This is a genomic window from Microbacterium sp. NPDC087591, assembly GCF_044743625.1.
In the GTDB taxonomy this organism is placed as follows: Bacteria; Actinomycetota; Actinomycetes; order Actinomycetales; family Microbacteriaceae; genus Microbacterium.
The window spans coordinates 934,664-946,273 of record NZ_JBIUWU010000001.1; the positions used below are offsets into that span (position 1 = coordinate 934,664).

At 67.8% G+C, this 11,610-nt stretch carries 12 protein-coding genes and 1 tRNA gene; 3 read left to right on the forward strand and 10 right to left on the reverse strand.

What is annotated here, in order from left to right; genetic code table 11:
• Positions 1 to 50: 50 nt before the first annotated feature.
• The 6 genes from ACIOVG_RS04405 to ACIOVG_RS04430 are packed head-to-tail and all read right to left on the reverse strand — an operon-like array spanning position 51 to position 6,265.
• A complete protein-coding gene (locus tag ACIOVG_RS04405; protein WP_400869415.1) occupies positions 51 to 185 on the reverse strand; it encodes a methionine/alanine import family NSS transporter small subunit in 135 nt (44 codons plus the stop codon).
• On the reverse strand, positions 182 to 1,798 hold the full coding sequence (locus ACIOVG_RS04410; protein WP_400869417.1) for a sodium-dependent transporter: 1,617 nt from the start codon (positions 1,796 to 1,798) through the stop codon (positions 182 to 184). The genes ACIOVG_RS04405 and ACIOVG_RS04410 overlap by 4 nt, the downstream gene beginning before the upstream one ends.
• A gap of 39 nt (positions 1,799 to 1,837) precedes the next feature.
• The gene (locus ACIOVG_RS04415; RefSeq protein WP_400869419.1) at positions 1,838 to 2,722 is read right to left on the reverse strand and encodes an oxidoreductase; all 885 of its coding nucleotides are present in this window, start codon (positions 2,720 to 2,722) and stop codon (positions 1,838 to 1,840) included.
• A 42-nt stretch (positions 2,723 to 2,764) separates the two neighbouring features.
• Complete coding sequence (locus ACIOVG_RS04420) at positions 2,765 to 4,150, reverse strand: FAD-binding oxidoreductase (protein WP_400869421.1); 1,386 nt, start codon at positions 4,148 to 4,150, stop codon at positions 2,765 to 2,767.
• Positions 4,151 to 4,166: 16 nt separating this feature from the next.
• Complete coding sequence (locus tag ACIOVG_RS04425) at positions 4,167 to 5,030, reverse strand: alpha/beta hydrolase (protein ID WP_400872677.1); 864 nt, start codon at positions 5,028 to 5,030, stop codon at positions 4,167 to 4,169.
• A gap of 5 nt (positions 5,031 to 5,035) precedes the next feature.
• Positions 5,036 to 6,265, reverse strand: a complete 1,230-nt coding sequence (locus ACIOVG_RS04430) for an amidohydrolase family protein (protein ID WP_400869423.1) — start codon at positions 6,263 to 6,265, stop codon at positions 5,036 to 5,038.
• 97 nt (positions 6,266 to 6,362) lie between these two features.
• Between ACIOVG_RS04430 and ACIOVG_RS04435 the strand changes: the two genes are divergently transcribed.
• Positions 6,363 to 6,953 (forward strand): TetR/AcrR family transcriptional regulator, encoded by a 591-nt coding sequence (locus ACIOVG_RS04435; RefSeq protein WP_400869425.1) that lies wholly within the window; start codon positions 6,363 to 6,365, stop codon positions 6,951 to 6,953.
• Positions 6,950 to 8,167 carry an N-methyl-L-tryptophan oxidase gene (solA, locus tag ACIOVG_RS04440; RefSeq protein WP_400869428.1) on the forward strand — a complete coding sequence of 406 codons (1,218 nt, stop codon included), beginning with the start codon at positions 6,950 to 6,952 and terminating at the stop codon, positions 8,165 to 8,167. The genes ACIOVG_RS04435 and solA overlap by 4 nt, the downstream gene beginning before the upstream one ends.
• Before the next feature lie 24 nt (positions 8,168 to 8,191).
• Here the strand turns inward: solA and ACIOVG_RS04445 are convergent, their stop codons facing one another.
• The 3 genes from ACIOVG_RS04445 to ACIOVG_RS04455 all read right to left on the reverse strand — a co-directional run bounded on the left by ACIOVG_RS04445 (position 8,192) and on the right by ACIOVG_RS04455 (position 10,352).
• Positions 8,192 to 8,578: a N,N-dimethylformamidase beta subunit family domain-containing protein gene (locus ACIOVG_RS04445; protein ID WP_400869430.1), complete on the reverse strand. Its 387-nt coding sequence runs from the start codon at positions 8,576 to 8,578 to the stop codon at positions 8,192 to 8,194.
• An 85-nt stretch (positions 8,579 to 8,663) separates the two neighbouring features.
• On the reverse strand, positions 8,664 to 9,500 hold the full coding sequence (locus ACIOVG_RS04450; protein WP_400869431.1) for an alpha/beta fold hydrolase: 837 nt from the start codon (positions 9,498 to 9,500) through the stop codon (positions 8,664 to 8,666).
• Positions 9,501 to 9,530: 30 nt separating this feature from the next.
• Entirely contained in the window at positions 9,531 to 10,352 is an 822-nt protein-coding gene (locus tag ACIOVG_RS04455; protein WP_400869433.1) for an SDR family NAD(P)-dependent oxidoreductase, read from the reverse strand.
• A gap of 169 nt (positions 10,353 to 10,521) precedes the next feature.
• On the opposite strand from ACIOVG_RS04455, the gene ACIOVG_RS04460 reads away from it, so the two are divergent.
• On the forward strand, positions 10,522 to 11,247 hold the full coding sequence (locus ACIOVG_RS04460) for a FadR/GntR family transcriptional regulator (RefSeq protein ID WP_400869435.1): 726 nt from the start codon (positions 10,522 to 10,524) through the stop codon (positions 11,245 to 11,247).
• Positions 11,248 to 11,391: 144 nt separating this feature from the next.
• Here ACIOVG_RS04460 and ACIOVG_RS04465 read toward each other — a convergent pair.
• A tRNA-Ser gene (locus ACIOVG_RS04465) sits at positions 11,392 to 11,480 on the reverse strand.
• Between the last annotated feature and the right edge of the window lie 130 nt (positions 11,481 to 11,610).

Below are 11,610 nucleotides of genomic sequence, written 5' to 3' on the forward strand. Positions count from 1 at the left end.
CCGATCCGATCGGGTCTGCGCCGACGGGAGCCAGAGAGGACGAGACGCCGTCAGAGCTCGACGGGCGGCGCCGGCTCCATCTCGGACTCCTCCGGATGACGGGCGAGGTTGACGATCGCGGCGATCAGCCCGCCCCAGACGGTGACCATGGCGATGATCATCATGACGATGGCTGTCGTGGTCATGCGCGCGTCTCCTTCTCGGTGAACACGGGAACCGATGCCGTCTCGGGGTCGGCGGGGTAGCTCTCCTCTTCGAGGAAGTCGTCGTACTCGGGATCGTCCTTCGCGTGCGAGCGACCGCCCCACGGCAACGCGGAGAGCAGGAAGGCGATGATCACCAGAGCGATCACCATCCCCCAGCCGAACACTCCGACGAACCAGGAGGGGTACCCGCCGTAGGGCTCGGAGATCTTCTCGATGAGCCCCGTGATCAGCAGGTAGCCGAGGACGAGCGGGGCGAGCACACCGATCAGGATCTTCCAGAGTCGACCGACGGGGAAGCTCGAGCGCCGGTTGAGATGTTCGGTCAGCGCCGGGAGCTTGTGCAGGAACCAGGCGACCACGATCACGGCGACCAACGCGACCGCCATGATCCCGAAGGCGTTCACGAACGCATCCGCGGTGTCGAGCACCGAGAGCGCCGTCGTCGTCGAGAACAATGCCATCGAGATCACCGCCAGCGGGATCGACACGATGAGCGTCGTGCGGATACGCCCCCAGCCGAGCTTGTCCTGAAGCGCGGCGACGATGACCTCGAGGATCGAGATGAGCGAGGTGACACCGGCGAAGACCAGCGCACCGAAGAACAGCACGCCGATGATCGACCCGCCCGCCGCCTGCGACACGATCGTCGGGAAGGCGATGAAGGCGAGCCCGATGCCGGATGTCGCGACTCCCGCGACATCCGTCCCCTGCGCCTGCGCCATGAAACCGAGCGCCGCGAACACACCGATCCCGGCGAGGATCTCGAAGCCCGAGTTCGCGAAGGCGACGACGAGACCGGAGCCGGTGAGGTCGGTCTTGCGCTTCAGATACGAGGAGTAGGTGACCATGATGCCGAAGGCGACCGAGAGCGAGAAGAAGATGTGGCCGTAGGCCGAGGCCCAGACGGCGGGATCGGCCAGCGCCTCCCAGTTCGGGGCGAAGAAGGCGTTGAGTCCGTCCACCGCTCCCGGAAGGAACAGCGACTGCACCACGAGGATCGCGAACATGACCGTCAGCAGGGGCATCAGGATCATGTTCGCGCGCCCGATGCCGCGCTTGACCCCCAGCGCCATGATGCCGATGACGACGAGCCAGACGACGACGAGCGGGATTCCCACCTGAGGAACGAAGTCGGTCGACACCCCGACCTCCGCGACGTCGGCCGAGCGCAGGAAGTCGGTGAAGAAGAAGTCGTTCTCGTTCCCCGGGCCCCACGTGAGCTGTGCGGAGAACCAGGTGTACATGCCCGCCCAGGCGATGATCACCGCGTAGTACACGGCGATGACCACGCAGATGAGAACCTGCCACCATCCGAGCGGTTCGGCGGCGCGATGCATCCGCCGGAACGCGAGGGGCGCAGAACCACGGAAGCGGTGACCGATCGCGTAGTCGAAGAACAGCAGCGGGATGCCGGCGGTCAGCAGAGCACAGAGGTACGGGATGAGGAACGCTCCGCCCCCGCCCTCATAGGCGACGTACGGGAATCGCCAGATGTTGCCGAGCCCGACGGCGGAGCCGATCGCCGAGAGGATGAACACGTTCCGCGACCCGAAGGCCTCGCGTCGTGGTGTCTGCGTCGTTGCGGTCGCCATGCTACGACGCTACCGGAGCCCCGTCCCCCTGGCCATGCGTCACCCCGGCCCGTCGCTCGTCGCGGCGAGGAGCGTGGTGACGACGTCGCTGATCGGCGTGGGGATGCCGTGCGCACGGCCGAGTCGGGAGATGACGCCGTTGCGGGTATCCCACTCCAGTGCGCGACCGGCCTCACGATCGGTCAGTATCGAAGTGCTCAGGTCGGCGGGGGACGACCGGAAGCCGGCGAGGACCTCTTCGCGAACCTCGTCGCCGAGGTGTGCGCCCTCGGCGCGAGCCACAGCGAGGCCCTCTCGCAGGTACTCCAGAGTCAGCTCGGCGATGTCCTCCCTGGCGAACATCCCCGCCCGCCGCCCGGTGAGCGCCATGAGTCCGGCCGCGGCATTCTGCAGGAGTTTGCGCCACGCGACCGACGTGAAATCCGACGCGACCTCGACGGTACAGCGCGTTCCGCGCAGGACCTCGACGACCCGATCGGCCCCCGCCCCCTCCGGCAGCGTCAGTCGCGCCGCTCCGCGCAGCCGCACCGCTCCGTCGGCGTGCGTCTGCGCGGGGAACCAGACGACGGCGGGGACGACCGTGACCCCCTCGGGAACAGACGCCGAGACCATCGCCCGCTGTTCGACGCCGTTCTGCAGGACGCACAGCACGGTGCCCGGCCCGCAGAGCTTCGCGAGCCAGGGGGCGGCGCTCTCGATCTGCGTGGCCTTGACCGCAAGGAACACCGTGGCTGCCGCGCCGGCGACCTGATCCGGGTCGGTGCGCACGGGGCCGGGCACGTGGATGACATCGTCGCCGACGAGCACCTCGAGGCCCGCGCGTGCGGTGCGACCGTACAGACCGGGAGTCCTTCCGGCCTCGTGGAGCAGGGCCGCGACGGTCGAGCCGATCGCACCGGGACCGACGATGACCACATCATTCATGTGCAGGTGAGTCACTCTCAGAAAGTACCCCGGATCCGCTGGTCACCCGACGACCTTGCCGGGGTTGAGTATCCCGGCGGGGTCGAGGGCCGCCTTGACCGCTCGATGCATCTCGGCCACAGCGGGCGAGAGCTCGGAGAGGAGTCCGGCGCGCTTGAGCAGGCCGACGCCGTGCTCGCCGGTGACCGTGCCTCCGAGAGAGAGTGCGGCGTCGATGATCTCGGTGAACGCGTTCTCCGCCCGAGCGCGGGCATCGTCATCCCCGGCGGGGACGACGAGAAGCGGATGCAGGTTCCCGTCGCCGGCGTGCGCGATGTTGGCGATGAGCACGTCGTTCGCCAGCCCGATGGACTCGATGCGGCCGAGCATCTCCGGCACCGCTCCCTTCGGGACGCACACATCTTCGGTGAGCACGGGGCCGAGGCGTTCGAGCGCCGGATACGCCAGTCGACGTGCCGCGAAGAGCGCCTCCCCCTCGGCCTCGTCCGTGCTGCGGTCAGCCCACGTCGCGCCACCCCGCTCGAAGGCCGCCAGCAACGCCGCCGCCTCCTCCTCTCCCGCAGCGCCGGGAGAGTCTACGCGTCCGAGCAGGACGACCGCGGCTTCGTCCGAGAGCCCCATCTTCTTCCAGTCGTCGACTGCCCGCAGACAGTTCCGGTCGATCAGCTCGAGTGCCGACGGGGTGAGGCCGGCCGCCGCGACCTCGCGCACGGCCTCCCCTGCGGCGACGAGCGAATCGAAGAACCCCGCGACCGTCTGCTCCGGCGGGCGCATCGGTCGGAGTCGCACGGTGATCTCGGTGACGATGCCGAGCGTGCCCTCGGACCCGACGAGAAGACGCGTGAGGTCGTAGCCCGCGACGCCCTTCGCGGTGCGGCGTCCCAGCCGGACCAGCTCTCCCGTTCCGGTCACGACCTGCATCCCGAGCACGTAGTCGCCGGTGACGCCGTACTTCACGCAGCACACGCCACCGGCGTTCGTCGCCACGTTGCCGCCGATCGTCGACCAGGGCGAGCTCGCCGGATCGGGGGGATACCAGAGCCCGTGCGCCGCGACGCGCGTGCGGAGGTCGTCGTTCACGACGCCGGGTTGCACGACCGCCAGGCGCTCGAGCTCGTCCACCTCGAGCACGGCATCCATCCGCTCGAGCGAGATCACGACGCAACCGGTGACGGCGTTGGCGCCGCCCGAGAGCCCGGTTCCCGCTCCGCGGGCGACGACAGGTGTGTGGTGACGCAGGCACGCCTGGACCACGACCTGCACCTCTTCAGGCGTGCGCGGACGCACAAGACAGACCGGCAGCGACCACTCCGCCCATTCGGCGTCATCGTGCGCATACCCCGCCAGCACATCCGGATCCGTCGTCAGCCGGTCGGCGGCGAGGACCTCCGCCAGATCGGAGAGAAGCGCGGCCCCGCTGACGCTCACCGCCGCCACCGACGGATCACGAGCGCGTGTGACATGTCTTCAGATAGCTGAGGAACGATGCCTGCAGCCCGGTGAGATGGGTCTCGTGCAGGAGGGCCTTGGTGACCTCTCCCGCGCGCCCCTTCGCGTCCAGCTCCTCCACGACCGTGAGCAGGTTGCGACCGATCTCGCGATAGATCGGAATCGCCCCGAGCAGTTCGGCTTCGTTCAGCGTGACGTGCAGGCGCCGGGCAGCGGCATCCGGACCGTGCTCTGGCAACGCGGCGATCAATGGGAACACCTGGCTGTCCGTGGCGGCGACACCCGGGCTGCCGGCACCGAACGTCGCGAACGGAGACGTTTCCTGCAGCCACGCGTAGAGCGCGAAGAGGCCTCCGTAGGAGTACCCGAAGAGACCGTGCCCGGTTTCGCTGACCCGTACCTTCGACTGCACGAGCGGATGCAGCTCCTCGGTCAGGAACGACAGGAACACGTCGGCGTGCGTGTCTGCCAGGTGGGCGAGGTAGGCATCCATGTGCTCCTGGGTCATGGCCCCGGAATCGCGGGCGGACGTGAGCGTCGTCAGCATCTGCTCGCTGACGGGCTCTCCCGGGGGCACGAGATCGCGATTGCGGAGCTGTGCCCACTGTTCGGCCTCTTCGCCGGCGTACCCGACGCTGACCTGGATGTAGGGTCCGATGGCGAGATAAGGATCCGCCTGGGTGACGATGAGTGGGGCGGTCAGGCCGACAGCCCAGTTGCCGTCCACCACGTAGATCAGCGGCAGGGGATCGCTGGACTCCGCATAACCGGGAGGTGTCGTGACCCAGACGGCGTAGCGATGCCCCGATCGCGCCGTGACCTCGAGGTACTCCGTGTCGGCCAAGCAGCCGTTCAGCATCGCGCTCACTGGGTGTCTCCCTTCATGATGTGGCCGTCCTTCACGACGAAGGCGGCCATGTCCGGATCTGCGAAGATGCGGGGGTCGTCGAGCGGACTCCGCTTCCAGGCGACGATGTCGGCGGCCATGCCCACCCGGAGCATCCCGACCGTGTCGCCGATGCCGAGGATGTCGGCGTTGACGCTCGTGGCCGAGACGAGCGCCTGCATGGGCGACTCCAGTTCGGCGCGCAGACGCAGTTCCTCTCCGCGGCGATGCTGGCCCGAACCGAGCAGGTCGGAGCCGAGCCCGATCCTCAGGCCGGTCTCGCGCGAGATCCGCAGAGCCTGGACCATGCGCCGCCGGGTACCGGCGATGCGCTCGCGCGCCGAGGGATCGACGTCCAGAGAGCTCTCGGGGTCCAGCACCTGGTCGATCACCGCGAAGGTGGGGACGAGCGCCACGTCGTGCTCCCGCATCAGCCGTGCGGTCGGTTCGTCGATGTCGGTGCCGTGCTCCACGCACCGCACGCCCGCTCTCACGGCGTTGCGGATGCCGGCGTTGTTGTGCGCATGCACGGTCACATACGTGCCCCGTGCCGCAGCCTCCTCCACCGCGACCGCGATCTCCGCCGTCGTGAACTGGGTGTCGTCCAGACGGTCATGGCCTCCGACGACGCCGCCCGTGACGCACAGCTTCAGGAACGTCGCGCCGCGACGGAACGACTCGCGCACATTGCGCCTGAGTTCGTCGGCGTTGCCCGACATGAGCGACAGGGCGGCGAGGCCGGGGATGTGGTGCTCCTCCCACAGCTCGGTCGGCTCCCACGCGGCACCGTAGTAGCCGTGCCCGCCGGTCTGACATTGCACGGGGCCGCACGACAGGACTCGGGGACCGCGCACTTTGCCCTTCGCGATGACGTCGACGACTCCTCCGTCGATGCCGCCGGTGTCGCGCACCGTGGTGAAGCCGGCGTCGAGGGTGCGGCTCGCGGTGGCGAAGATGTCGGCGGCGATCTCGGCGGTCGACAGCTGGAACCCGAACTGCGCGCGGATGGGGCTGGAGAGTCCGAGGTGCACGTGCGCGTCGATCAATCCGGGCGTCAGCAGCATCCCATCGAGATCGACGATCTCCGCTCCGGCGGGCGCGGCACCGATCCGCGTGATGATGTTGTTCTCGACGCACAGGTCCGCGGCGGAAGGCTCTGCGCCGGACCCATCCGCGATGACGCCGCCGGCGAACCAGATCTCGGCCATGCAGCCTCCCTTCCGGAGAACAGCCGTGTCCTAAACAGTGGTGAGTTCGGTGTACGATACCGTACTCAACAGTGGTGAAGGTGTCAACGGAGGAACCATGCGAGCATCGGTCGGCGAAGGAAAGGTGCGTCTCCTGCAGGCGCTGTTCGACGAGTTCGGCGAGACCGGGCCGAGCCCGAACCTGTCGATGAGGCAGGTGGCAGAGCGTCTCGGCGTGCATCACACGCTGCTGACCTATCACTTCGGATCACGACCGGGTCTGCTCAGCGCCGTGCTGTCAGAGGCGCGTCGCCGCGACAACCTCGTCATCGCGGCGACCGGCGACGACCTCGGCTTCGTCGACATGCTCCGCGCCATCTGGGGGTTCTACGCCAACACCGAGCATGAGGAGCGCACCCGCGCCTTCTTCCACCTGATCGGCTTGGCGGTGTACGAGCGCGGGGCGTTCGACGGCTTCGTCGCCGACCTCGATGACCTCACCCACCTCCTCCGCGCGGCAGCCTGCCGCGAAGGGCTCGGCTCGGCGGAGGCCGCGCAGCGGAGCCTCATCGCCATCGCCTGCGTACGCGGGCTGCTGCTGCAGCGGCTTTTGAGCCCGTCCGAGGAGGTGGATGCCGCGGCCGAGCGCTTCATCGGATCGTTCGCGATGGCCCCGCTCGAGGAGCCTCGGGAGAAAGGAACGACGTGAACCACGGCTATTCGCATATCGTCATCGGCGCCGGAGCCATCGGTTCCGCCGCCGCCTACTGGCTGGCGCGGGCGGGCGCAGAACGTGTGCTCGTGCTCGAGCAGTTCGAACTCGGTCATGCCCTCGGATCCTCCGGCGACCACTCCCGGATCATCCGTCGTGCCTATCATCGCGACGACTACACGAAGCTCACCGACGCGATGTTCGCAGCATGGGCAGAAGTCGAGGAGCGCTCCGGCCTGAAGGTGTACACGCAGACGGGAGGCATCGACCTCGCGGCCGCGAACACCTCCGGCGCGGCGGAGATCGACGAATACCGACGAGCGATGGATGCCGCCGGCATCCGCTACGACGAGTTGACGATCGACGACATCCGGGCCCAGTACCCGCAGTGGAACGTGTCGGACGACACGATCGGGATCCATCAGGCGGATGCCGGCATCCTCGACATCCGCCGGTCAGTGTCCGCCCACGTGTCACTCGCGCGCGCCGCCGGGGTGGAGTTCCGCTCCGGGGTCGTCGTGACCGGCGTGCGTGTCGACACCGACGGGGTCACCGTCTCGACGTCGGACGGATCGTTCGACGGCGGCCACCTCGTCGTCGCCGCCGGATCCTGGCTGGCCGATCTCATGCCCGATCTCGGCCTGTCCTTCGCGCTCACACTGAGCCAGGAGCAGGTGGGGTACTTCTCCTCGCGGAATCTCGCCCGTTTCACTCCCGACCGCTTTCCCATCTGGATCCACCACAGCGACGAGGTGCACTACGGATTCCCCGTGTACGGCGAAGCGGCCGTCAAGCTTGCGCGCGACATGCGCGGCCATTTCATCTCCCCGTCGGAGCGGTCGTTCGTCCCGGACGACGAGGAGCCGGAGAGGCTCCGGGCCTTCCTCCGCGCGCATCTGCCGGACGCCGACGGACCGCTGCTGCTGAGCAAGACCTGCGTGTACGACATGCCCGCCGACCGCGACTTCGTGCTCGACACGGTGCCGGATCACCCCCACGTCGCCGTGTTCAACGGCGCGGGGCACGCCGGAAAGTTCGCGAGCCTGGTCGGACGCATTCTCGCCGACCTGCTCACGGTCGGCCGCACCGAGCACGACATCTCCGCGTTCAGCCTGCGACGACCGGCGATCGTCGACCCCGACTTCGTGCCGCTCTTCCGGCTCAGAACCGGCGATGGGACCGTGAGCACGACGCCAGGCGCAGGGCGATAGCAGCCACCGGCAGGAAGGGCCTGTCTACGATGGCCGCGACGCCACCCGCCGCCCCGGCCGTGACAGCATCTCGTCGAGCGCATTGGCGACGACCCTGGAGCTGCTGTTGTGGTAGCCGTCGTGCGAGAGCGACCCGAGGAAGCAGATCGACCCGACACTGAAGACCGCCCCGCCGCCCGGCTTCTCGAGCCACGTCATGTCCGAGCGCACGTCAGGGCTCGCCGTACCGCCGAGGCCGGCGCGCGACGCCATCACGTCCTCCCCGGCAAGGAGGTAGAAGTCGCTGTGCCCGGTCGAGGTCGCGAGCACGACGGTTTCCTCGGGGCGCCCCCGGCCGTCGAACGCGACGCGCCTGATCTCGTCATGTGTCGTCTGCCGGGGACGCCCGGTTGCATTCGCCTTCGCTGTCACGCGTCCATCATCCCGCGCTTGCGCAGATCGAGGTGCTCGCCCCCTGCGTTCGTGTCGCCGGCGCAGTCCGTGTGAACAGTTGCCGTCACCCGGCGTTCAGGAACTCCTCGACGAGCGCGTTGAAGGCCGCAGGGTTCTCCAGGAACGGGAAGTGCGAGTTCGCGACCTCCCGCGGGAAGATGTGCACCCGCGCATCCGGAATCCTCTCGGCGATGTATCGCTGCGAATCCGGGTTCACATGACTCCCTTCGCAGCCGATCACGAGCGTCGGGCGATCGATCCGCGGAAGAACATCACGCCAGTCCTGGGCGGCGTGATCGAAGAGCAGCGGAACGCCCGCGTAGGCGGGGACGGTCGTGATCTCCTGCGCCACAAGGCCCCAGACCTCCGCATCGGGCTCTCCGGAGAACATGCTGCGTACGAACGCCTCGGTGACGGCGGACCCATCGGGACCGCTCAACTGCGCCCCCAGCTCCAGAAGTCCGTCGACGCCGAAGATCGCACCGCTCTCTGCTTGTTCTGCCTCGGTGAGCCACGGAACGGCGGCGACGGCCGCCGGTTGATCGACGGCGACGAACCTGCGGATGCGCCCCGTGCCCCTCTGGTCGATGTGACTCCAGAGCACGGAGACCCCCATCGACCATCCGAGCACATCGACGACATCCAGCTCGAGATGGTCGAGGAGGTCCGCGAAGTCCTGCGCGAATCGCGCGATCCGGTAGCCGTGATGCGGCTTTTCGGATCGCCCGTGCCCGCGCTGGTCCAGCGTGATGATCCGCCGAGTGGTCCCCCATCCGTCGGATTGGTGCCGGAACATCTCCTGCGTCTGTCCCCACCCGTGCAGCATCACCAGGGGGACGCCGTCGCCGCCCGTGTCGCGGTAGTCCAGTGACACGCCGTCGTTGGTCGTGAATGTACTCATCGTCGAGCCTCCTGCTGTCTTCCTTGATTGTCAGTGCGAACGCATGTGCTGGCCACCGTCGACCGGGAGGATCACGCCGTTGATGAAGTGCGCGGCATCCGAGGCCAGGAAGAGCGCGGCTTCGGCCACGTCCCACGGAGTGCCCATGTGACCGGTCGGACTCATCTCGTTGCGGGCGTCGCGCATCTCCTGTCCCGTCGCATACTGCGAGGAGATCTGGCGATACATGAGGGGCGTCTCGATGAGGCCGGGCGCGACGGCGTTGACCCGTATGCCGTCTCTGGCGTAGTGCAACGCGAGCGTCGCGGTCAGTTGATTGACGGCCGCTTTCGAGGCGCTGTAGGCCGGATAGGGGTAGCCCGTATCGCGGGACGCGGCAAGTGACGAGATGTTCACGACGGCACCCGCCCCCTGCGACACCATCACCGGGAGCACGTACTTGCAGCTCAGGAAGACGGAGTTGAGGTTGACGGACAGAGCGGAGTTCCACGCATCGAGGCTGAGTGCGGGCGGCAGGCCCATGAGTGTGGCGCCGACATTGTTGTGGAGCACGTCGATGCGTCCGTGGGCCGCTGTCGTCGCCTCGACGACGTGCCGCACGTCGTCTTCGTCGGTGACGTCGCCGATCAGCGCGGATGCCTGCCCGCCGTCGACATGGATGAGGGCGACCGCTTCCTCGGCGGCCGCCTCGACGCGATCGACCACGACGACTCGGGCACCCTCGCGCGCGTAGGACACGGCGGCGGCGCTGCCATTGGAGTGCGAGCCGTCGGCGTCGAGGCCACCCCCGAGAAGCAGCACGGTCTTTCCCGCGAAGCGCGGTGCACCGCCGACCACCCGTTCGCTGCTCACAGCGAGGCGATCGGCTCGGGCCCGACGCTGGGCTTCACGGCAAGGGACAACATGATCCAGCGAAGTTATCATACCTTTCCAATCTCAGGTACTACCAATTACGCACACGCGACGCGACCTCGCTTGCTACCCTCGGGCTCGTGCCCATTTCGATCGCGAGGAGGCCGCGATGACTCCGGACCTCCCCGACCGCGCGACAGCACCCGCACTCCCGGTGCTCGACGAGCAGGACCCCATCACCCGCTCTCTCATCGATCTGATCGTGCGAACCGGACTCGGCGGCCGCCTCCCGAACGAACGCTCACTCGCGGAAGAGCTGGGAGTGTCGCGCACTCTGCTGCGCGATCGACTCACCCTGCTGGAGGCCCTCGGCGTCGTCGGACGGAGAAAAGGGCACGGCACGTTCGTGCAGCCCTTGGACGCGAGGCGCTGGGGTGATGCTCTCGACATCGGCCTCCGACTCACGGATCACACGACCGAGTCACTGCTGTCGGTGCGCATCGCGCTCGAGCGTCAGGCCGCAGGCGAAGCAGCGCAGCGGATCGACCGGCTGAACGTCGCGCGCATGCAGCTCGCGCTCGACGTCATCCGGGCCGAGCCGTCGAGCGCGGAGGTCGAACAGGCCGACTTCGACTTCCACGCCGCCCTCATGCGCGCGTCAGGGAACAGCTCGATCGAGTTCTTCGCCGACGCGCTCAGCGTGCCGCTGCGCCGCTCCTTCGCCGAGCGCCGGAAGGTGCTCGAACGCATCCCGCACCATCATGAGCTCACGGTCGACGTGCACGAGGGCATCCTCGAAGGCGTCCAATCACAGGACCCTCGACTCGCGATGCAGTCGGTCGACGCGCACTTCGAGCGATTCGATGAGGCCGTGCGCGACCTCGACATCGGGTGAACTTCTCTCCCGACCTGTCCGGGCGAGCCGCGGGGAGATCCCGGGCCGTCATCTGGCAGGACTGATCGAATACCTGTTCAGAGCGATTGCGAACAGGAGGAGGCCCCACCGAAATGAGGCTTCTCCGTTGAGGAGGGCTACGTGCGGAGACGAGGGGATTTGAACCCCTGGTCCCCTTGCGGGGACTCCACCTTAGCAGGGTGGTGCACTCGGCCGGACTATGCGACGTCTCCAGGCATCCGACCCGAAAGCACGGATGCACCTAGCCATCATAACGGGTTCGAACGGGACGATCGAACCACGGGCCATTCTCATCGCCCTCACGCCCTGCCATACTGGCCCTGATCCCGCCGACTCACGGAT